Raw genomic sequence first — 20,458 nt, forward strand, 5'->3', positions numbered from 1 at the left:
TTTCCCGGACCTATCCGTCTTTCTTTTCAGGCGCCTGCGCCAGAACATTCAAGAGCGTCATGACCGACCGACAGAGCTATTACATCACGACCGCCATTTCCTATCCGAACGGCGCCCCCCACATCGGCCATGCCTATGAGGCGATTGCGACCGATGCCATGGCCCGTTTCCAGCGGCTCGACGGGAAGGACGTCTACTTCCTGACCGGCACGGATGTTCACGGCCAGAAGATGCTGCAGACCGCCCAGAAGGAAGGCATCACCGCCGCTGAACTGGCGAACCGCAATTCTGACCGGTTCCAGGCGATGGTCGAGGCGCTCGGCTGCACCAACAACGACTTCATCCGCACCAGCCAGGAGCGGCATTACAAGTCGTGCCAGGAAATCTGGCGCCGCATGGCGGCCAATGGCGACATCTACAAGGACAGCTATTCCGGCTGGTACTCCGTCCGCGACGAGGCCTATTACCAGGAAGCGGAAACGGAAGTGCGCGAGGATGGCGTGCGCTACGGTCCGCAGGGCACTCCCGTCGAGTGGGTGGAGGAGGAAAGCTACTTCTTCAAGCTCTCTGAATATCAGGACCGTCTGCTTGCCCATTACGAGGCGCATCCGGACTTCATCGGTCCGTCCGAGCGCCGCAATGAAGTCATGAGCTTCGTCAAGGGCGGCCTCAAGGACCTGTCCGTATCGCGCACCACCTTTGACTGGGGCGTGCCGGTGCCGGGCGACGAAAAGCACGTGATGTATGTCTGGGTGGATGCCCTGACCAATTACATCACCGGTGTTGGTTTCCCGGATGAGGAAACCCCGCTGTGGAAGCATTGGCCGGCTGATGCGCATATTATCGGCAAGGACATTATCCGCTTCCATGCGGTCTACTGGCCTGCCTTCCTGATGTCCGCTGGTCTGCCGCTGCCCAAGCGCGTCTACGCCCATGGCTTCCTGTTCAACAAGGGCGAGAAGATGTCGAAGTCGGTCGGCAACGTGATCGACCCGTTCAATCTGATCGAAGCCTACGGACTGGACCAGACCCGGTATTTCTTCCTGCGTGAAGTGCCCTTCGGCAAGGACGGCAACTATAGTCATGAAGCCATCGTCAACCGTATCAACGCGGATCTGGCCAATGACCTTGGCAACCTGGCGCAGCGCTCCCTGTCGATGATCTTCAAGAACTGTGACGGCAAGCTGCCGGCACCCGGAGCCTACAGTGCAGAAGACAAGGCGATCCTCGATCAGGCCGACGCCATGATCGCGACCTGCCGCGCGGCCTTCAACCGCCAGGAACTGCATCTGGGCCTTGCCTGCGTGTGGGACTGCGTTGCCGAAGCCAACCGCTATTTCGCAGCACAGGAACCCTGGGCGCTGAAGAAGACCGATCCGGAACGCATGGGCACGGTGCTCTACACCACAGCCGAAGTGATCCGCCAGATCGGGATCCTGGCGCAACCGGTGACGCCGACAGCGGCAGGCAAGTTGCTGGACAACCTGTCTCTGGCTGAAGAAGACCGGGTCTTTGCCAAGCTTGGACCGGACAACCGGTTGACGCCAGGCGCAAGCATTCCCAAGCCAGAAGGCGCTTTCCCGCGCTATGTGGAGCCGGAAGCCGAAGCTGGCGCCTGATCGCCCTGGTCCTTTCGAACAGGGACCAACTTGAGAAGACATTCCGGCCAAGCCCAGGCGGGCCGGGATGATCAACCGGACATCGCCATCCTCCCGGTGGCCCGCTTATCTGAACAACGGCAAAGCCTCTCATGATCGTAGACAGTCACTGCCACCTGGACTTCCCGGATTTTGATGGAGAGCGGGACGAGATCATCGCCCGCGCCCGGGAAGCCGGGGTCGAATTGATGGTGACCATCTGCACGCGGGTGCGGAAGTTCGATCAAATCCGGGCCATCGCCGAACAATATGACAAAGTCTATTGCTCCGTCGGCACCCATCCGAACAATGCGACGGAAGAAAAGGGCATTCCGGCTTCGGAAATCCTGGAGCTGACGAAGCATCCCAAGGTGGTCGCCATCGGCGAGGCGGGGCTCGATTATTTCTACGACTATGCCAAGCCTGAAGACCAGCAGGAAGGCCTTCGCACCCATATCGCTGTGGCGCGGGAGACCGGCCTGCCGCTGGTGATCCACTCCCGTGACGCGGATGCCGACATGGCCGCCATCCTGGAAGAGGAAATGGGGAATGGGGCCTTTCCGGCCATCCTGCACTGCTTCTCTTCCGGTCTGGATCTAGCTCTGAAGGGCGTCGAACTTGGCCTCTACGTGTCCTTCTCGGGTATCCTGACCTTCAAGCGGTCAGAGGAAATCCGCGACATTGCCCGCCAGTTGCCGCTCGACCGGCTGCTGGTGGAGACAGACGCTCCCTATCTTGCGCCCCAGCCCCGGCGCGGCAAGCGCAACGAGCCTGCCTATACCGCGATGACGGCTGCCGTCCTTGCAGAGACTTGCGGCCTCTCCTATGAGGCAATGGCACGCCAGACGAGCGAGAACTTCTTCCGGCTGTTCAAGAAAGTGCCGCGTCCTGCCGAATTTGCCGGGGTTATCTGATGCGTGATGGACTGACGATCACCATTCTCGGCTGCGGCTCCTCCGGCGGCGTGCCCCGGATCGGCAATGACTGGGGAGCCTGTGATCCGAACAATCCCAAGAACCGGCGCCGCCGTTGTTCGATCCTGGTCGAGCGCCAGTCGGCCACCGGCAAGACCACGGTCCTGATCGATACCGGCCCGGATCTGCGCGAACAGATGCTGAGCGCCGATGTTCAGGCTCTGGATGCGGTGATTTATACCCATGCCCATGCGGATCATCTGCATGGCATTGACGACCTGCGCATGTTTGCCATCCGAACCCACAAGCGGGTTCAGGCCTATATGGACGAGGCGACGCTGGCCCGGATCCACGAGGCCTTCGGCTATTGCTTCAGAACGCCCTACGGGTCGTCCTATCCGCCGATCATGGAAGCCAATCTCATCGAGGCCAGAAAGACCGTGCGGATTGAAGGCGAGGGTGGTCCGATCGACTTCCTGCCCATCGAGGTGGTCCACGGCGATATCAATGCGCTCGGCTTCCGCATCAACGACCTCGCCTATCTACCGGATGTGTCGGATATTCCGGCAAGTTCCGCGCCCCATTTCAAGGGCCTGAAGATCTGGGTCCTGGATTGCCTGCGTCATGCGCCGCATCCGAGCCATTTCAATCTGGATGATGCCCTGCGCTGGATTGCGGACATGGCGCCCGAACAGGCGGTACTGACCAATCTGCACAATGACCTGGATTATCTGGCGCTCGCCAGCCAGCTGCCGGACAACATCACCCCGGCCTTTGACGGCATGGTGATCCAGGCCTGATCAATCAGGCCTTCAACTGGGGTTCCGGAGCCCGGGTTTGCGAGTTGAGACTCAGGCTTCCCGGTTGGTGCCATAGGCTGCCAGAAACACGTCCACGGCCGAAGAGACGTGTCTTTCCATCTCTTCCCGTGCAGGTGCGCGCTCCACATTCAGGAGAATGCGGCGCAGGATCTGAGAGACGCAGAGGCTGAAAAACTGGCCAGCGGCCAATTCCAGATCGCATTCCTTGAGTTCGCCTTGCTCGATCCGGGACGTCAGGAAGGCGCACATCTTGGCTGTTCCCCGCTTGGGGCCAGCCTCATAAAGCATGGCTCCGAACTCGGGAAACTGATCGGCAGAGCCGACAACCATCCGGAAGGTGGAAACCCGCTCGGGCTTGACCATCTTGGTCACGTAGCCAAGGCCGATGGTCTGGAGAGCCTCACGGATCGGGCCGAGGTCCCGGCCAAGGTTCAGGCCGCTTTCGGCCTGATCGCTGCTTTCACAAAGGATCAGCGCCTTGAACAGTTCTTCCTTGTTCGGGAAATAGACATAGAGCGTGCCCTTGGAAACGCCGGCCTCCTTGGCGATCATTTCCATGCTGGCGCCTTCATAGCCGCGCGCGCGGAAAACCACCCTGGCTCCGTCGAGAATCTGCAGGCGTTTGGCCGGCTCAGGGGGGGAGGCTGGCTGTACGGCTTGCTCTTCACTCATAGGCTCTTTTCGTCCCTTCACTTCGGGCTTTCATGCCGGGACATGTGTCCTGGCGCCGATGACTTTCCAATACCATCAAGGCGTATGGCAGCCATGCATTTTTTGACTGCAAGTCAACTTGCACTGCCGAGTGTACATTGCTATATACGATTGACCGAACCGTTCAGTCAATATTTTCTCATGACCGTCTCCCTCCCAAGCAGGCGGTGAGACAAACGGTTGAACGGCAGAATTATTGGGGCATTTCCGTGACCGAAAAGACCGAAGCACCGGCCGACGCGCCGCAGACCAAATCCGTTGCAGCCGAACCTGCCAAGCCCAAGAGCGGCAAGGGCAAGAAGATCCTGACGCTCGTCCTGCTCGCAGGCGTCTGCTTTGCAGGGTTTGAAGGCTATAACTGGTGGACTCATGGCCGCTTCGTCGAAGAGACCGATGATGCCTATGTGACCGCCGACATCACCACCGTCCTGTCCAAGGTTTCCGGCTACGTGTCTGAAATTGCGGTTTCGGACAATGAAGTCGTACGCCAGGGCGACGTGCTGCTGACCATCGAGGACGGCGACTACAAGCTGGCTGTTCAGGCCGCCAAGGATGCGCTCAACAGCGCAAAGGTGACCGTGGAGCGCATCAGCGACCAGATCAAGGCTGGTGAGGCCTCGGTTCTGGAAGCGCAGGCCGGTGTCAAATCCGCAGAGGCTTCCCTCGAAGATTCCAACCTGACCTTCAAACGCCAGGAAAGTCTGACCAAGAGCCGGGTCGCCAGCCAGGCAACCCTCGATACGGCCCGCACTTCCCAGATGAGCGCGGAAGCCAAGCTGGAACAGGCCAAGGCAGCCGTTGAAATTGCCAAGGCGAACATATCTGTTCTGGAAGGCCAGAAGAAGGAAGCCGAGCAGGCCGTGAAGTCGGCACAGACCTCCCTTGAAAAGGCCGAGCGCGATCTCGAGTTCACCGTTGTGCGGGCAACCGTTGACGGCATCGTCGGCAACCGTGCGGCGCAGATCGGCTCCTTCCTGCAGGCCGGCAGCCGGATTGCAGCGATCGTTCCCTTGAGCGAAGCGCATATCTCCGCGAACTTCAAGGAAACCCAGCTTGGTGACATCCGCCAGGGAGCCAAGGTTAAGGTGTCCGTGGATGCCTATCCCGACGCGACCCTGACCGGCACCGTGGAGAGCATTTCCCCGGCCACCGGATCTGTCTTCAGTCTGCTTCCCTCGGAAAACGCCACCGGCAACTTCACCAAGGTTGTCCAGCGCGTCCCGGTCAAGATTGTTGTGACGCCGGAAGAACTGGCAGCGCATCCGCTGCGGGCCGGAATGTCCGTGATTGTTGAAGTCGACACCCGGACGGGTGGCGAAGGCAAGCCTGCCGCGCTGGCCTTCAAGAACTGACTTTCAAACCGGCAGGCATCGAGAGCATAAGAAATGTCCGCAGCGGCAGCCTCAGATACGATCGACAAACGGAAGCTTTTCACCTTCCTTTGCATGGTCTTCGGCATGTTCATGGCGATCCTGGACATCCAGATCGTCTCGGCTTCACTGCCCGAGATCCAGGCGGGCCTGGGCGCATCGCAAGATGACATCGCCTGGGTCCAGACAGCCTATCTGATCGCCGAAGTGATCATGATCCCGCTGTCGGGCTATCTCTCTCGCATGCTGTCGACCAGGTGGATGTTCACCCTGTCGGCTGCCGGTTTCACCCTGATGAGCCTGATGTGCTCCACCGCCACCACGATCAATGAAATGATCATCTGGCGGGCGCTGCAGGGCTTCCTCGGCGGCGGCATGATCCCGACCGTGTTTGCCTCTGCCTATACGATCTTTCCGCGCAGCAAGTTCAGCATCATCTCTCCGATGATCGGGCTCGTCGCAACACTTGCTCCGACCATCGGGCCGACGCTTGGCGGTTATCTGACCGAGTTTGCCTCCTGGCACTGGCTCTTCATCATCAACGTCATTCCGGGGATCTTCGTCACGCTTGCCGCAGTGACCCTGATCGACTTCGACGAGCCGGATTTCAGCCTGTTCGACAAATTCGACTGGGTCGGCTTTGCGGCCATGGCAGTGTTTCTCGGCTCTCTGGAATTCGTTCTGGAGGAGGGGGCTTCCGATGACTGGTTCCGCAGCGAAGAGATCGTCTTCTTCACCATCCTCGCTTCCGTGGGGGCGCTGCTCTTCTTCTGGCGCAGCTTCACGGCGGAAGAGCCGGTTGTCGACCTTCGCGCCTTCAGCGACAAGAACTTCGCCATGGGCAGCATCTTCAGCTTCACCATGGGGATCGGCCTCTACGGTCTGACCTATCTCTACCCGGTCTATCTGAGCGGCATCCGTGGCTATACCTCGCTGCAGATCGGTGAAACCATGTTCGTTTCCGGTCTCGCCATGTTCTTGGCCGCGCCTTTGGCTGGCCGCCTGATGACGGTCATGGACCCGCGGGTGATGATGGGCTTGGGTTTTGCCGGCTTCGGGCTGGGCACCTGGATGGTCACCGGACTGACCCATGACTGGGATTTCTGGGAACTCTTCGTGCCGCAGATCCTGCGTGGCGTCTCCCTGATGATCTGCATGGTGCCGATCAACAACATCGCCCTTGGCATGCTGCCGCCGCACATGATCAAGAACGCGTCGGGCCTCTTCAACCTGACGAGAAACCTTGGCGGTGCGGTCGGTCTGGCGCTCATCGGGACGGCTCTGACCAACCGTCAGGACTTCCACTATGCCCGTCTCGCGGAAAGTCTGAACTGGACCCGTCCGGTTGCGACCGAGACCCTGGACGCCATGACGAGAGCCTATTCCAGCCTTGGTTCGCTGTCGGAAACCGCGGCTCTCAAGGCCTTGTCCGGGATTGTCACGCGGGAAGCTTTTGTCATGTCCTTTGCGGATGTGTTCCTGGTTCTGACCGGCCTCTTCATCCTGTTGCTCTTTGCGCTGTTCTTCGTCGACAAGCCGAAGGCAGGTGCCAGCGGCGGGGGCGGGCACTGATCCCTGTTTCAGGCGGTTTGGCGTCTCCATTTCGCAAGGTTCTCAGGCTCTTGTCCTGAAAACCTTGCGAATTTTCTTTGATTTGCGCCGTTTTTTCCGTAAATTCGCTTCATGGAACAAGACGGGAACAAATTCTTCGGGTCTTTTGCGCTGACCGGAACTGGCAATGAACGCCCGCCAGAACCCAGCGATCGGCAGCCCTCCGGCCAGAAATCCCAGAAGCCGCGCCAAAAGCGCCTCAAACTGCCGACGGAAGAGCGTTTGACCCGGTCCGCAATTCATTATCTCGACAGATATGGCTCGTCTTCGGAAAATCTGCGCCGTGTGCTGACCCGCAAGGTCGACCGGGCTGCCAGGTTTCATGACAAGGATCCTGCCGAATTTGCCGGTCTGATCGACGCTGTGGTCGACAAATGCATCCGCTCCGGAATGGTCGATGACCAGGCCTTTGCCGAGGCAAAGCTTGCTGCAGACAGGCGCCGCGGCCGGTCTCATAGACAGATCGCCATGCGTCTGAGGTCCAAGGGCGTGAATGCCGGAACCGTGGCAGAGGTGCTCGCTGGCGATGAGATGAGCGATCTGTCTGCGGCTCGGATTGCCGCGCGGAAAAAGCGCATCGGAGCCTGGCGGCCGGAAACCAAACGCAAGGACAACCGCGACCGGGATCTGGCCGCACTGTGCCGCGCCGGATTTTCCTATCAGATCGCACGCGCCGTGATCGACGAGGATCAAGACCAGAACGGCGACGATCAGGAGATCTGAGGCGGAAGCCTGACCGACCGTTCCAGTTCAGGCGGCCGTGTGGCAGGAAAATGGTTTGGGTGTCTTGCCGGGGTGTTCAGTGGAGGCTGAGCATTCAGTTGGCCATGGCGGCGTTGTTGTCGACTGGCGGGCAGGATCGACCCTGGACACAGGAGGCGCATTCCGGAGACGCCTCCAGGAGCAACTGGAAGAAGCCCCAAGGAAGCGTCAAGGAAACCCTCCGGGGACCGCGCCATTTCAGGTCAATCTAAGAGGTTCCATAATCTACATTATCCGACTTTTGTAATTGCTACGGGCGGAGCCACTCTGAACCCAGCATCCGTCCGCGCTGATGCTTTGACCACAAGGTTCATACGCCGTGCCACGGTGCCTTGAACGTTCATGCCGGCTTCTGGTGACCAGCCATCTGCATTCGCCTGCGCCGGTCATATGGGATTGACGCTTCGGACGGGATGGTCTGTGATCCGGGTCCATCCCAAGTCGGGTGTTTGCCGATGATCGTACCCAGCCATATCACCCATTACTATTCTCGTGCTCAGGGACCGCTCCGCAACCTCAGCGATTTGAGCGAGGCACAAGCCGCAGACGTGATCGCGGATCTGGCGCAGCGGCGTCTGGAAGATCCAGCGTTCAAACGTGTCTTCGGCCGGACCTATATGGAGCTTCGCCGTCGGACGGAAGACAGGTTGCGGGCTCTGTTTGTTTCCGGCGGCGGAAAACCGGAGCGCTCATCGCCTCATTATTTCGTGCTGGGTTCCTGCGATTGGTTCGCCGGTCTTTATCCTGATACGGGTGTTGTCAGCCTTGATTGGCGCGATCTACCGCAGGAAACCACCAGTTTCACCTATCCGGACAGTTTCATTTCCATGCGGCTTGGCGAGCCATATGGCCTGCCACCAGTTCCATTGCAGGACTATCACGAGAAGGTCTTCAGGCTCGAACAGCTTGATGAGATGGTCGCTGCCCACGGCCTTCCGGAAGGTGGTCGTGACACTGGATATCAGGGCTATCACACCAGACCATTCGAGAAATACATTGAGGTTCAGATCTGGTCGGATGGGCCGGTTTCGGCGTATCTGGGAACCTCCGGCACCGGAATTTGAGAGGCGCTTTGTGGCTCGTCTCAAGGCAGATCCGCAAGCTATTCATGGGAAACCGGGAAGGGGACCCCTCCCCGGTTTCCCAGGTTTTCATTCAGTTCCCTGTTTCAAAAATCTGCGCAAGTAACTGAAATAAAGGTGCTTTTCTCAGTCACTTGATCATGAAATACGGAGCCAGGTTGGCTCTTACGCGGGCCAGCGGTGTTTCGCCGGACATGTCAGGTACAAAGGTCTGGCCGGTGATCGCTTCGAAGGCGTTGACATAGACCTGTGCCGTCGCCTGGATCAGGTCGGCCGGGATCTCCGGGATCGGATCCTTGTAAGGGTCACAGCGGGCATCGACCCAGGCGCGGATGATGTCCTTGTCGAAAGACGGCGGACGGCTGCCTTCTTCAAAGGCCTTGGCATAGCCATCGGCCAGCCAGAAACGGGAACTGTCCGGAGTGTGAATCTCGTCGGCGAGGATGATGTTGCCCTCCTCGTCGGTGCCGAATTCGTATTTCGTGTCAACAAGGATCAGGCCACGTTCGGCAGCCATCTTCTGACCGCGGGCAAAGAGAGCCAGGGCGATGCTGGACACCTTTTGCCACTGGTCTGCGCTCAGGATACCCTTCTCGACGATTTCCCCGGCTGTCATCGGCTCGTCATGGCCGCCATCGAATTCCTTGGAAGTCGGTGTGATGATCGGCTCCGGCAGAGCCTGATTGTCCCGCATGCCATCGGGGAAATCCAGGCCATACATCCGGCGCTCGCCCTTCTTGTAGCGGGTCAGGATCGAGGTGCTGGTGGTGCCAGCCAGATAGCCGCGCACGACCACTTCCACCGGCAGGATTGTCAGGCGCTTGCCGATGACCACATTCGGATCCGGATAGCTGATCACGTGATTGGCGCAAATGTCCGCCGTGTTCTCGAACCAGAACCGGGCGGTCTGGGTCAGCACCTGTCCCTTGAACGGAATGGAAGCCAGGATCCGGTCGAACGCGGAAATGCGGTCGGAGGAAATCAGGATGCGGCTGTTGCCGGGCAGATCATAGCAGTCGCGGACCTTGCCGAAATAAGGGTTCGGAAGTTCGTCGATGCGGGCATGATCAAGGATGCGGTTTGGAACGGACATCAGAGCCTTCATGTGGATGTGAGCGCAGACGGAGCCTTTTGAGCCGGCGCCACCTTAACGCATCAGGCCTCAGGTGCCGCGCAGAATATTGTGCGCGGCAGGAAGCTCAAGTGCCTTGTTGGCCCTTCCTGAGGCAATGATGCCGGTTGTCCCCTTCCAATGCAGTCTTGAGGGACCGGTCAGGCCGTTGTGGCGGCCCGATCCCTGGCTTCATGTCCGGCCCCTACCCCTGCTCCCGGCCTATGCCCAACCGGTTGGCGCAGCGGACCAGCCGGTTCTCAGTTGGCCTTTGGCGCATCCTGCCGGCCGAGAAAGGCGGTTGCCCGCTCCAGGACCGACTTGGTGTCATTTTCCATCCAGACCGCCTGAGACATATCGGGCAGATGGTGGGCGATGCCCTTGTGGCAATCGATGCAGGTCTTCTCACCGGTGAAGAGGAAACGCTGATGCTGTTCTGCGGCGCGTCCGCTCTGCCGGGTGATGTCCATGCTGTCGGCGGAATGGCAGTTCCGGCATTCCAGCGAGTTGTTCGCCTTCAGGCGGGCCCACTCATGCTGGGCCAGCTCCAGGCGTTTCTCCAGGAATTTCTCGCGCGTGTTGATGGTGCCGAAGATCTTGCCCCAGACTTCCTTGGAGGCCTGCATCTTGCGGGCGATCTTGTCGGTCCATTCGTGGGGCACATGGCAATCCGGACAGGACGCGCGCACACCGGAGCGGTTGGAATAGTGGATGGTGCTCTTCAATTCGGCGAACACATTGTCCCGCATTTCATGGCAACCGGTGCAGAATTTCTCCGTGTTGGTCAGCTCCAGGGCGGTGTTGAAACCGCCCCAGAAAATGATGCCCATTAGGAAGCCGCCAAGGGTCAGAGCCCCGAGGCTGTAATGCACGCTGGGCCGCCGGATGGTGTTCCAGAGCCTCTTCAGAAAGGACAGCATTATTTCGTCCCCTCTTTCGACTTCACATAGTCAATCACCGCATCAACATCGATAAAGCCGTTTTCGACCAAGGGCTTAGCGTCTGTCTGCGGCACGTGGCACTGATTGCAGAAATAGCGGCGTGGGGTTACGGACGCGAGAAACTGGTTCTCTCGGTTCATGAAATGGGTGATCGACACCATGGGGGCCTGGCTGACTTCGACGGCGGTGCGCGAATGGCATGTCAGGCACTTGTTGGAGTTCTTGTCGATCTGGTAGCCCTCGATCGTATGGGGGATCAGGGGCGGCTGTTCCGGATAGTTGCGCACCTGGCGCAGGTCCGAATTGACGGGCTTGGCCATGGGCGCAGGCGTGCCATTTTCAGCCAGCGGCGTATGCGGTCGCAGGGTGGCGATGTTGTCGGCTGCAAAAGCTGCGGCGCTCAGCAGGCTGACGGCGGCGAAAAGGCTCAGAACGATGCGTTTCATGACACACCTCAAACAGCTTCGATGCGCACGGCGCATTTCTTGAAATCGGTCTGCTTTGAAAGCGGATCGGTTGCGTCCAGCGTCACCTTGTTGATGAGCTGGCGGGCGTCGAACCAGGGCACGAAGACCAGCCCCTTCGGCGGCCTGTTGCGGCCCCGGGTTTCCACCCGGGAGATGATCTCGCCCCGGCGCGACTTGATCCGGACTTCCACACCCCGGCGCAGGCCAAGGGCCTCCGCATCGTCCGGATGCATGAAACAGACCGCATCCGGCACGGCCTTGTAGAGTTCGGGCACGCGCTGGGTCATCGAGCCCGAATGCCAATGCTCCAGCACGCGGCCGGTCGAGAGCCAGAACGGGAATTCGTCATCCGGGCTTTCTGCAGGCGGCTCGTATGGCAGCGCGAAGACAACGGCCTTGCCGTCCGGCTTGCCGTAGAAGTCAAAGGGCGCGCCATTACGCACATAGGGATCGAACTTGCCGTTGTAGCGCCACTTGGTTTCCTTGCCGTCCACCACGGGCCAGCGCAGGCCGCGCACTTCGTGATAGGTGTCGAAGGCGCCAAGGTCATGGCCATGGCCGCGGCCGAACGTGGCATATTCCTCGAACAAGCCCTTCTGGATGTAGAAGCCGAAATCCTCGGCTTCATGGTTGCCGTAGCCTTCGGCGCGCTGCTCGTTCGGGAAGGCGTTGACGTTGCCGTTCTCGTACAGCACCTGATAGAGGGTCTTGCCCTTGTAGTCCGGATTTGCATCCAGGATTTCCGCCGGCCAGACCTCGTCCGTGGTGAAGCGCTTGGAGAATTCCACCAGCTGCCACAGATCCGACTTGGCCCCCTCCGGCGCCTCGACCAGCTGATGCCAGAACTGGGTCCGCCGTTCGGCATTGCCATAGGCGCCTTCCTTTTCCACCCACATGGCGGTGGGCAGAACCAGATCGGCAGCTTCCGCGGTTACGGTCGGATAGGCATCGGAGACAACGATGAAGTTGTCCGGGTTGCGGTAGCCCGGCAACCCCTCCTCCATCATGTTCGGAGCGGCCTGCATGTTGTTGTTGACCTGCACCCAGTAGACGTTGATCTCGCCGTCCCGGAGCTTGCGGTTCTGGAGCACTGCATGGGCGCCGACCCAGTCCGGCACCGTGCCTGTCGGCAGTTTCCAGATGGTCTCGGCCGTTTCCCGGTGGGCCGGGTTGGTGACAACCAGATCGGCAGGCAGACGGTGGGCGAAGGTGCCGACCTCACGGGCGGTGCCGCAAGCCGAAGGCTGGCCGGTCAGAGAAAATGGCGAGTTACCCGGCTCGGCGATTTTGCCGGTGAGCAGGTGGATGTTGTAGAGCAGGTTGTTCATCCAGACGCCGCGGGTGTGCTGATTCACCCCCATGGTCCAGAGCGACATGACCTTGACCTTCGGGTCCGCATAGAGCTCGGCGATCTGCTTGAGCGTTTCCTTCGGCACCCCGGACTTTTCAGCAGCAAACTCGAGCGTGAACGGCTTCACGAATTCCGCGAATTCTTCCAGCGTCATCGGCTCGCTGTCGCCGCTGCCGGCATTGGCGGCGGCCATTTCCAGCGGGTTGTCTGGACGCAGGCCATAGCCGATATCTTGCGCGCCCTTGCGGAAATTCACATGCTGGGACACGAAGTCCTGATTGACCGCGCCGGTCGAAATAATGTGGTTGGCGATGTAGTTCGCGATGATCAGGTCGGTCTGGGGCGTGAAGACCCCCGGAATGTCGGCCAGATCGAAACTGCGGTGGGTATAGGTCGACAGCACCGCCACCTTCACATGGGGGTGGCTCAGGCGCCGGTCGGCAATCCGGGTCCAGAGGATCGGATGCATTTCCGCCATGTTGGAGCCCCAGAGCACGAAGGCATCCGCATGCTCGAAGTCATCATAGCAGCCCATCGGCTCATCGATGCCGAAGGTCCGGATGAAACCGACCACGGCCGAAGCCATGCAGTGGCGGGCGTTGGGGTCGATGTTGTTTGAGCGGAAGCCGGCCTTCATCAGCTTGGAGGCGGCATAGCCTTCCCAAACGGTCCACTGGCCGGATCCGAACATACCGACGGCCTTGGGGCCCTTGGCCTTCAGCGTGGCTTTCCACTTCTCGGCCATGATGTCGAAGGCTTCGTCCCAGGACACAGGCTCGAAGTCGCCGTTCTTGTCGAATTTGCCGTTCTTCTTGCGCAGCAAGGGGGTGGTCAGCCGGTCCTTGCCATACATGATCTTGGACAGGAAATAGCCCTTCACGCAGTTGAGGCCACGGTTGACCTCTGCTTCCGCGTCACCATGGGTGGCAACCACCCTGCCCGCCTTGGTGGCGACCATGATCGAACAGCCCGTGCCGCAAAACCGGCAAGGCGCCTTGGACCACTTGAGGTCCGTGAGGTTCGCGTCGGTGATCAGGTTCTGCGCGGAGGCCGGGACGGCAATTCCGGCCGCAGCTGCCGCAGCAGCGATGGCCTGAGCCTTGATGACATCGCGTCTGGTAATTCCACTCATCATGGTCTCCTCAGTGTTCAGCAGTCAGGCTGGCCTGCCCGCTGTCCGCCTGGTGGTAAACTAGGGACGCGCTCACCACCCCGGTGAGCAGCTGAATGTTGGTCAGGGCATCGACGATCTCGGCTTCGCTTGCGGTTTCCAGCGTCACGATCAGGCGGCCCTGTTCATCGGAATGGGCAACCTCTGCCCCGCAGCCGAGACCCAGGATCCCGGCTTCGATTGCGGCCCGGTCCTGGGGATGAGCCTGCACAAGCAGGCTGGCGATATGGACGGTCTCGCTCATGCGGCTTCCCTGCCCTTGTTGCTGTGGGTGATGGCGATGACGTCTTGCGGACAGACCCCGAGGCAGGCGCCGCAGCCCGTGCAGGCATCCGCGGCGATCGTCAGACTGCCGAAGGGGCGCTTGGTGAGATCGACACGGATGGCTGAAGTCGGACAGCTGTCACGGCACAACTGGCAGCTGATGCCATGCTGCTGAAGACAGCCCTCGCCGATTCCTGCCTTGAGGTCCCAAGGAGCTGGCTGGTGCAGATCGAACACCGGCTCTTCGCAGGCTTCCGCACATTTTCCGCAAAAGGTGCATTCCCTTCCGTCGAAGACGACCATGGGTTTCTGGGTCTGATCCAGTTGCAGGATGGATTCCGGGCAGGCGCTTACACAGGCCTTGCATCCTGTGCAGCTGGCAGCAATCCGCCGCCCGTCCGTCCAGGGAGGTCTAAACGTAACGGTTTCCGGCTGGCTCCGAAGCTTCAGAAAGGCTCTGCGGCTTGCCGAGAAGTCTGGGTCTGGGGACATGGTGTGCCTGCGGTATCAGCCTGTGGGGGGACCGAGAACGAGCTGGGACATCCAGATGATGAACCCGTAGCCCCCGACAATCGCCACCGCCAATGCAGGGGCAAGCACAACCGCAAGAAGGACAAACGCAATGCGCTCATCCCGCTTGGTATGAGTTACGTCTTCCACCTTGAGCTCTCCCTCAAGCAGTCCGTAAAAGTATAAAAATCAGTCGTTTTGATTATTTTATAAGCATTTCCGGCAAGGGGCCAATTAAGGGGAAACACGCACCAGTTATGTTCATGAAAGTGAATTTATTGAGCGAAGTATCTTTGCCTGAAAATTTGCATCAAATTTCGCGCCGAAAGAACAGCGCCAATCCTGCTTCAATAAACTGTCGAGTTTACAGTCAAACGGCAGAAATACGCCGGATATCCTTGAGGGTTAGATTGCAATCGGCGGGATCCGCTTTCCCTATGGGAAGGACCGGAGGGCAGCTGGCTAAAAGACTGCAACCGACCTTTGCGCAGGGCAATTTGGAATATTGTCGGCTTAATCCAGACCTTGCCGCCTGTGGACAAGTTTACCATGGGGCAGAATGACCAAACAAAACCCGCCCCGATTGCTCAGGGCGGGCTCAAGTCATGCGGAGGAAGAATTATTCTTTTGGGAGAGTTTCGTCCGCGTCACGCCAGTCAGGAGGTCAGGCTCTGGCTGGAGAGGTAGCGCTGCAGAACGGCGCGTGCACCGTCCTGCCATAGCGCCTTGAGATGGGCGGAAAAGGCCGAGGAGAAGGCCTGGTCCTGCCCGAGATCCCCGAAGACATCGGTCAGGGAGAGGAAGGCCGCCGGATCTTCCTTAGCGGCAAGGGCCGCGCTCTGGAGCTGATCGCGGCGCTCGTCTTCCAGCGGAATGCCCGAAGCTTCATCGGCCGTCAGGGCGCAATAGGCACACCAGAAGGCGACTTCCAGGGCAAGGCCATTGACCGGCCGCCCTGCCCTGCGCGCATCGGCAATGCTTGGCAGGATGAACTTCGGCTGACGGTTGGAGCCGTCAAGGCAGAGCCGGGCAATGGTGTCGCCCACTGCGGGGTTGGCGAAACGTTCGGCGCAGGTATCCAGATAGGTCGCAAAGGAGATGCCGGGAATGACGGGCACGATCGGGATCACTTCGGTGCTGATCAGGTCCTTGAGCCAGGCCGCGATATCCGGATCTGCCATGGCCTCATGGACATAGGTGTGTCCGAGCAGTGCAGACGGATAGGCGATGGCCGCATGGCCGCCATTCAGGATCCGCAGCTTCATCAGCTCGTAAGGGGCAACGTCTTCCACGAACTCGACGCCGACCTCTTCAAGGCGCGGGCGGCCGAGCGGGAAATGATCTTCCATGACCCACTGGCGGAAAGGCTCACAGGCAACAGGCGCTGCATCAGCAATGCCGAAAGTGTCGCGGACCAGCGCACGTTCCCGGTCGGAGGTCGCCGGTGTGATGCAGTCGACCATGGAGCTGGGAAACGCGACTTCATTCTCGATCCAGCCCGCCAGATCCGGGGCCATCAGTTTTGCAAGACCGACGACGGCCTGCCGCGCAACCTTGCCGTTTTCCGGCAGGTTGTCACAGGACAGGATCGTGAAGGGCGAAAGGCCGTTGTCCTTGCGCAGCCCCAGGGCGGCGATCAGGATGCCGAAAATCGTTTGCGGATCGCCAGTGCGGGCAACATCACCCTGAATGTCCGCATGATCGGCGTCAAACCCGCCGGTCTTGGCATTGACGTAATAGCCACCTTCCGTGATCGTCAGGGTCACGATCCGGATTTCCGGCTGGATCAGCGTCTTGATCAGGGCGGACGGATTGATGTCGGAAAAGCCGATCATCGAGCCGGTCACCCTTGCACTCAATCCATGCGGGTCGAGTTCGATGATGGTGGTCAGCCAGTCCTGGGCCTCCAGACGCTCGCGCATGGCCGCGTCATATGTCTTCACCCCTGCGCCGATCAGGGCCCAGTCAAGATCCAGCCCCTTGTTGAACAGCCGGTCCAGATAGACCGCCTGATGAGCCCGATGAAAATTGCCGACGCCGATGTGAACGATGCCAGGAGACAGGTCTTCGCGGGAATAGGACGGCGTGGCAACGGAGCCGCCGAGATCCGGAAGGGTTTTGAGAGACAGTTGACGTGCCACTTTCGCCTCGTAGGTCATGGGTCCTCGGCCGGGAGCCTTGATGGGGGCCGGGACGGATACTGAATTTGTCATGTCTTGAACCGGTGAGCTGACCTCAGCTCATCCAGTTGCCGCCATCCACGTTGTAGGTCTGGGCGAGGATGTAATCGGCGTCGGAACTCGCGAGAAACACGGCCATGCCGGTCAGGTCCTGTGCTGTGCCCATGCGCCCGAAGGGCACGGCTTCGCCGACCAGGCGCTTCTTTTCGCCAAGCGGACGGTTTTCGTGCTTTGCAAACAGCGCATCGACCCCGTCCCAATGTTCGCCGTCGACCACGCCGGGGGCGATGGCGTTGACGTTGATGCCGTATTTGATGAGGTCGAGCCCGGCAGACTGGGTCAGGCTGATGACGGCTGCCTTGGTGGCGCAATAGACACCGACAAGGGCTTCCCCGCGGCGGCCTGCCTGGCTTGCCATATTGATGATCTTGCCGCCCTGCCCGCGTGCAATCATGGATTTTGCCACGGCCTGCAGCATGAACAGGGTGCCGGAAACGTTGATCGAAAACAGCCGGTCATAGCTTTCCCGGCTGATCTCGACGATCGGGGCCAGATCAAACAGGGCGGCATTGTTGATCAGGATGTCGATGCCGCCGAAAGCGGTTTCGACTTCCGCCACAGCTGCATCGATGCTGTCCTGACGGGTCACGTCCAGATGGACCGCGATGCAGCCCTTGCCGATTTCCTCTGCGGTTGCGCGGGCGCGTTCAAGGTCAATGTCGGCGATGGCAACCCTTGCACCTTCGCGCACATAGGCTTCGGCAAAAGCCTTGCCGATGCCGCGCGCCGAACCCGTGATGATGGCCGTCTTGTTTTCCAGGCGCATCATGCTGTCGCCTGCCGGATCGCCAGGCCATTGGCTTCAAACCGGTGAAGGTTTTCAGCGACCGGGGAAATGAACACGGTGTCGCCATGGTGAACGCCAGCCTCGCCCTGAACGCGGACGGTCAGCGGATCCATGCCGGGAACGGTGACATAAAGGAACGTGTCGGAGCCAAGGTGTTCGGCAACGCCGACCTTGCCCTTCCAGGTGCCGTCCGTGGTCGACAGAACGCAGTGTTCCGGACGGATGCCGATGGTGTGGGCCCCAAAGCGGGCGGCTTCCTCGCCGGTAATGAAATTCATCTTCGGCGAGCCGATGAAACCGGCCACGAACTGGTTTGCCGGGGTGCGGTAGAGCTCCAGCGGCGTTCCCACCTGCTCGATGCGCCCTGCCCTCAGCACCACGATCTTGTCGGCCATGGTCATGGCTTCCACCTGGTCATGGGTCACGTAGATCATGGTGGTGGCCAGGGACTGGTGCAGTTCGGAGATTTCCAGGCGCATGTTGACGCGCAGGGCCGCATCCAGATTGGACAGCGGTTCATCGAAAAGGAAGGCTGCCGGTTCGCGCACAATCGCACGTCCGATGGCGACACGCTGGCGCTGACCCCCGGACAACTGGCCCGGACGGCGGTCCAGATAGTCGGTCAGGTTCAGAACCTTGGCGGCTGCCGTGACACGCCGCTCCTGTTCCGCCGGATCCATCTTTGCCATCTTCAGCGGAAAGGCGATGTTCTTGCGCACCGACATATGCGGATAGAGCGCATAGGACTGGAACACCATTGCCAGACCGCGCTTTGCGGGCGGCACTTCGGTGGCATTCTGGCCATCGATCTCGATCGTGCCGCTGGACACATCTTCCAGACCGGCGATCAGACGCAGAAGGGTGGACTTGCCACAGCCGGAGGGACCGACGAAGACCACGAACTCGCCTTCGTTGATGTCCAGATCCAGCGGCGGAATGACCTCGGCATCGCCGAAGGCCTTGGTGACTTGCTTCAAGGAAATCTTGCCCATCGGTCCGGTCCTATTTCACTGCGCCGAAGGTGAGGCCGCGCACCAGCTGCTTCTGGCTGAACCAGCCGAGAACCAGGATGGGAGCGATGGCCAGCGTCGAGGCGGCAGAAAGCTTTGCGTAAAAGAGGCCTTCCGGGCTGGAATAGCTCGCGATGAAGGCGGTGAGCGGTGCGGCCTTGGCCGCAGTCAGGTTGAGGGTCCAGAAGGCTTCGTTCCAGGCCAGAATGACGTTCAGCAGCAGGGTCGAGGCAATCCCCGGAACCGCCATGGGCGTCAGCACGTGGATCACTTCTTCCCACAGGCCAGCCCCATCCATGCGGGCGGCCTCCAGGATTTCGCCGGGGATCTCCTTGAAGTAGGTGAAGAGCATCCAGACGATGATCGGCAGGTTGATCAGGGTCAGGACGATCACCAGACCGGTGCGGGTATCGAGCAGGCCGAAGTCCCGGAACAGCAGGTAGATCGGGATGAGCACACCCACGGGCGGAAGCATCTTGGTCGAGAGCATCCACATCAGCACGTCCTTGGTCCGCTTTGCCGGGACGAAGGCCATGGACCAGGCTGCTGGAATGGCGATCGCCAGACCCAGAAGCGTGGAGCCGAGGGAGATGATCACCGAGTTCATGAAATGCAGGAAATAGTCCGAGCGTTCATTGACTTCGGTGTAGTTCTCAAGGGTCCAGTCGAAGAAGACGAAGGACGGCGGCGAGGCAATGGCTTCGGCTTCGGTCTTGAAGCTGGTCAGCACGGTCCAGAGGATCGGGAAGAAGATCGCAATCCCGATGGCCCAGGCAATCACCGTCACGAGAGCCTTGCGGCGGTTTGATACGCGTCTCGACATCTCACGCCTCCAGGTTCTTGCCGATCATCCGCATCAGGAAGACCGCAACGATGTTGGCGAGAATGACGGCGACGATGCCGCCAGCGGAGCCGCCGCCCACGTCGAACTGAAGCAGCGACTGGGCATAGACCAGATAGGTGATGTTGGTCGAAGAGGTTCCCGGCCCGCCGTTGGTCGTCACCAGAATCTCGGCGAAGACGGACAGGAGGAAGATGGTCTGGATCAGGATCACCACCGTGATCGCCCGGGACATGTGCGGCAGCACGATGTAGACGAACCGGTTGAGGAAATTCGCGCCATCCATTTCAGAGGCTTCCAGTTGCTCCTGGTCGAGGGACTGAAGCGCGGTCAGCAGAATGAGCGTCGCAAAGGGCAGCCACTGCCAGGCTACGATGACGATGATCGAGGCCAGCGGCGCATGGGCCAGGAAGTCGAAGGGCTGCAGGCCGAGCGCCTTGGCGAAATAGGCGAACAGGCCGTTGACCGGGTTCATGAACATGTTCTTCCACACCAGTGCGGACACGGTCGGCATGACGAAGAACGGGGCAATGACCAGGATGCGGACGATCCCCTGCCCCCAGAATGGCTGATCAAGCAGGAGGGCGAGCAAGGTTCCGCCGACAATGGTGATGACAAGCACACCGCCGACCAGAAGCAGCGTGTTGGCCAGTGCCGCGAAAAACGCGGGATCGGTCAGAAAGAACTCGTAGTTGGTGAAGCCGATGAATTCTTCCATTCCCGGCATGAGCAGATTGTAGCTCAGGAAGGAGAAATACACGGTCATCGACAGGGGCACGATCATCCAGCCGAGCAGCAGCAGCACGGCGGGGGAAATCATGAGCCTGGCCGCGGCACGGGAATGTGCGGTCGCCATG

20 protein-coding genes are annotated in these 20,458 nt (G+C 60.0%); 7 read left to right on the top strand and 13 right to left on the bottom strand.

From position 1 onward, the window contains the following. Positions 1-59 precede the first annotated feature (59 nt). The 3 genes from metG to BUA94_RS13770 all read left to right on the top strand — a co-directional run bounded on the left by metG (position 60) and on the right by BUA94_RS13770 (position 3,351). Entirely contained in the window at positions 60-1,619 is a 1,560-nt protein-coding gene (gene metG / locus BUA94_RS13760) for a methionine--tRNA ligase (RefSeq protein ID WP_073013920.1), read from the top strand. Positions 1,620-1,750: 131 nt separating this feature from the next. Beyond that, positions 1,751-2,551 (top strand): TatD family hydrolase, encoded by an 801-nt coding sequence (locus BUA94_RS13765; protein WP_073013921.1) that lies wholly within the window; start codon positions 1,751-1,753, stop codon positions 2,549-2,551. Then, complete coding sequence (locus BUA94_RS13770; RefSeq protein ID WP_073013922.1) at positions 2,551-3,351, top strand: MBL fold metallo-hydrolase; 801 nt, start codon at positions 2,551-2,553, stop codon at positions 3,349-3,351. The genes BUA94_RS13765 and BUA94_RS13770 overlap by 1 nt, the downstream gene beginning before the upstream one ends. Positions 3,352-3,402: 51 nt before the next feature. Here BUA94_RS13770 and BUA94_RS13775 read toward each other — a convergent pair whose 3' ends face one another. After that, positions 3,403-4,044 carry a TetR/AcrR family transcriptional regulator gene (locus BUA94_RS13775; RefSeq protein ID WP_073013923.1) on the bottom strand — a complete coding sequence of 214 codons (642 nt, stop codon included), beginning with the start codon at positions 4,042-4,044 and terminating at the stop codon, positions 3,403-3,405. Between the two features lie 248 nt (positions 4,045-4,292). On the opposite strand from BUA94_RS13775, the gene BUA94_RS13780 reads away from it, so the two are divergent. The 4 genes from BUA94_RS13780 to BUA94_RS13795 all read left to right on the top strand — a co-directional run bounded on the left by BUA94_RS13780 (position 4,293) and on the right by BUA94_RS13795 (position 8,890). Then, positions 4,293-5,435, top strand: coding sequence for an HlyD family secretion protein (locus BUA94_RS13780; RefSeq protein WP_084082071.1), 1,143 nt, complete (start codon positions 4,293-4,295; stop codon positions 5,433-5,435). A gap of 33 nt (positions 5,436-5,468) precedes the next feature. Further along, positions 5,469-7,025 (top strand): DHA2 family efflux MFS transporter permease subunit, encoded by a 1,557-nt coding sequence (locus BUA94_RS13785; RefSeq protein ID WP_073013924.1) that lies wholly within the window; start codon positions 5,469-5,471, stop codon positions 7,023-7,025. Positions 7,026-7,286: 261 nt separating this feature from the next. Continuing rightward, entirely contained in the window at positions 7,287-7,787 is a 501-nt protein-coding gene (locus BUA94_RS13790) for a regulatory protein RecX (protein ID WP_235860601.1), read from the top strand. A 494-nt stretch (positions 7,788-8,281) separates the two neighbouring features. Continuing rightward, the gene (locus BUA94_RS13795) at positions 8,282-8,890 is read left to right on the top strand and encodes a hypothetical protein (RefSeq protein WP_073013925.1); all 609 of its coding nucleotides are present in this window, start codon (positions 8,282-8,284) and stop codon (positions 8,888-8,890) included. Positions 8,891-9,038: 148 nt separating this feature from the next. On the opposite strand, the gene BUA94_RS13800 is transcribed toward BUA94_RS13795, so the two are convergent. The 12 genes from BUA94_RS13800 to BUA94_RS13855 form a co-directional block, all read right to left on the bottom strand. Further along, a complete protein-coding gene (locus BUA94_RS13800) occupies positions 9,039-10,001 on the bottom strand; it encodes a phosphoribosylaminoimidazolesuccinocarboxamide synthase (RefSeq protein ID WP_073014368.1) in 963 nt (320 codons plus the stop codon). 278 nt (positions 10,002-10,279) lie between these two features. Continuing rightward, the gene (locus BUA94_RS13805; RefSeq protein ID WP_084082033.1) at positions 10,280-10,939 is read right to left on the bottom strand and encodes a cytochrome c3 family protein; all 660 of its coding nucleotides are present in this window, start codon (positions 10,937-10,939) and stop codon (positions 10,280-10,282) included. Further along, positions 10,939-11,406 (bottom strand): nitrate reductase cytochrome c-type subunit, encoded by a 468-nt coding sequence (locus tag BUA94_RS13810; RefSeq protein WP_073013926.1) that lies wholly within the window; start codon positions 11,404-11,406, stop codon positions 10,939-10,941. Before BUA94_RS13810 ends, BUA94_RS13805 begins: the two co-directional genes overlap by 1 nt. An 8-nt stretch (positions 11,407-11,414) precedes the next feature. Further along, on the bottom strand, positions 11,415-13,910 hold the full coding sequence (napA, locus tag BUA94_RS13815; RefSeq protein WP_073014369.1) for a nitrate reductase catalytic subunit NapA: 2,496 nt from the start codon (positions 13,908-13,910) through the stop codon (positions 11,415-11,417). A 10-nt stretch (positions 13,911-13,920) separates the two neighbouring features. Further along, entirely contained in the window at positions 13,921-14,193 is a 273-nt protein-coding gene (locus BUA94_RS13820; protein ID WP_073013927.1) for a chaperone NapD, read from the bottom strand. Then, entirely contained in the window at positions 14,190-14,705 is a 516-nt protein-coding gene (gene napF, locus BUA94_RS13825) for a ferredoxin-type protein NapF (RefSeq protein WP_073013928.1), read from the bottom strand. Before napF ends, BUA94_RS13820 begins: the two co-directional genes overlap by 4 nt. A gap of 15 nt (positions 14,706-14,720) precedes the next feature. After that, on the bottom strand, positions 14,721-14,873 hold the full coding sequence (gene napE, locus BUA94_RS13830) for a periplasmic nitrate reductase, NapE protein (protein WP_084082034.1): 153 nt from the start codon (positions 14,871-14,873) through the stop codon (positions 14,721-14,723). A gap of 506 nt (positions 14,874-15,379) precedes the next feature. After that, entirely contained in the window at positions 15,380-16,864 is a 1,485-nt protein-coding gene (locus tag BUA94_RS13835; RefSeq protein ID WP_073014370.1) for a mannitol dehydrogenase family protein, read from the bottom strand. Between the two features lie 94 nt (positions 16,865-16,958). Beyond that, positions 16,959-17,732 (bottom strand): L-iditol 2-dehydrogenase, encoded by a 774-nt coding sequence (locus tag BUA94_RS13840; RefSeq protein WP_073013930.1) that lies wholly within the window; start codon positions 17,730-17,732, stop codon positions 16,959-16,961. Continuing rightward, positions 17,729-18,742, bottom strand: coding sequence for an ABC transporter ATP-binding protein (locus BUA94_RS13845; RefSeq protein WP_073013931.1), 1,014 nt, complete (start codon positions 18,740-18,742; stop codon positions 17,729-17,731). The genes BUA94_RS13840 and BUA94_RS13845 overlap by 4 nt, the downstream gene beginning before the upstream one ends. Before the next feature lie 10 nt (positions 18,743-18,752). After that, complete coding sequence (locus tag BUA94_RS13850; protein ID WP_073013932.1) at positions 18,753-19,583, bottom strand: carbohydrate ABC transporter permease; 831 nt, start codon at positions 19,581-19,583, stop codon at positions 18,753-18,755. A 1-nt stretch (position 19,584) separates the two neighbouring features. Beyond that, the gene (locus BUA94_RS13855) at positions 19,585-20,457 is read right to left on the bottom strand and encodes a carbohydrate ABC transporter permease (protein WP_073013933.1); all 873 of its coding nucleotides are present in this window, start codon (positions 20,455-20,457) and stop codon (positions 19,585-19,587) included. Position 20,458: the final 1 nt, after the last annotated feature.

Origin of the sequence: Roseibium suaedae, assembly GCF_900142725.1 — a bacterium.
Lineage (GTDB): Bacteria > Pseudomonadota > Alphaproteobacteria > Rhizobiales > Stappiaceae > Roseibium > Roseibium suaedae.

Excerpts from the sequence above, each read along its gene's own strand:
- napA (WP_073014369.1), bottom strand. The coding sequence starts at position 13,910 with ATGAGTGGAATTACCAGACGCGATGTCATCAAGGCTCAGGCCATCGCT.
- BUA94_RS13795 (WP_073013925.1), top strand. The coding sequence starts at position 8,282 with ATGATCGTACCCAGCCATATCACCCATTACTATTCTCGTGCTCAGGGA.
- BUA94_RS13810 (WP_073013926.1), bottom strand. The coding sequence starts at position 11,406 with ATGAAACGCATCGTTCTGAGCCTTTTCGCCGCCGTCAGCCTGCTGAGC.
- BUA94_RS13785 (WP_073013924.1), top strand. The coding sequence starts at position 5,469 with ATGTCCGCAGCGGCAGCCTCAGATACGATCGACAAACGGAAGCTTTTC.
- BUA94_RS13805 (WP_084082033.1), bottom strand. The coding sequence starts at position 10,939 with ATGCTGTCCTTTCTGAAGAGGCTCTGGAACACCATCCGGCGGCCCAGC.
- BUA94_RS13850 (WP_073013932.1), bottom strand. The coding sequence starts at position 19,583 with ATGTCGAGACGCGTATCAAACCGCCGCAAGGCTCTCGTGACGGTGATT.
- napF (WP_073013928.1), bottom strand. The coding sequence starts at position 14,705 with ATGTCCCCAGACCCAGACTTCTCGGCAAGCCGCAGAGCCTTTCTGAAG.
- BUA94_RS13845 (WP_073013931.1), bottom strand. The coding sequence starts at position 18,742 with ATGGGCAAGATTTCCTTGAAGCAAGTCACCAAGGCCTTCGGCGATGCC.
- BUA94_RS13770 (WP_073013922.1), top strand. The coding sequence starts at position 2,551 with ATGCGTGATGGACTGACGATCACCATTCTCGGCTGCGGCTCCTCCGGC.
- BUA94_RS13840 (WP_073013930.1), bottom strand. The coding sequence starts at position 17,732 with ATGATGCGCCTGGAAAACAAGACGGCCATCATCACGGGTTCGGCGCGC.
- metG (WP_073013920.1), top strand. The coding sequence starts at position 60 with ATGACCGACCGACAGAGCTATTACATCACGACCGCCATTTCCTATCCG.
- BUA94_RS13855 (WP_073013933.1), bottom strand. The coding sequence starts at position 20,457 with ATGGCGACCGCACATTCCCGTGCCGCGGCCAGGCTCATGATTTCCCCC.
- BUA94_RS13820 (WP_073013927.1), bottom strand. The coding sequence starts at position 14,193 with ATGAGCGAGACCGTCCATATCGCCAGCCTGCTTGTGCAGGCTCATCCC.
- BUA94_RS13765 (WP_073013921.1), top strand. The coding sequence starts at position 1,751 with ATGATCGTAGACAGTCACTGCCACCTGGACTTCCCGGATTTTGATGGA.
- BUA94_RS13800 (WP_073014368.1), bottom strand. The coding sequence starts at position 10,001 with ATGTCCGTTCCAAACCGCATCCTTGATCATGCCCGCATCGACGAACTT.
- BUA94_RS13775 (WP_073013923.1), bottom strand. The coding sequence starts at position 4,044 with ATGAGTGAAGAGCAAGCCGTACAGCCAGCCTCCCCCCCTGAGCCGGCC.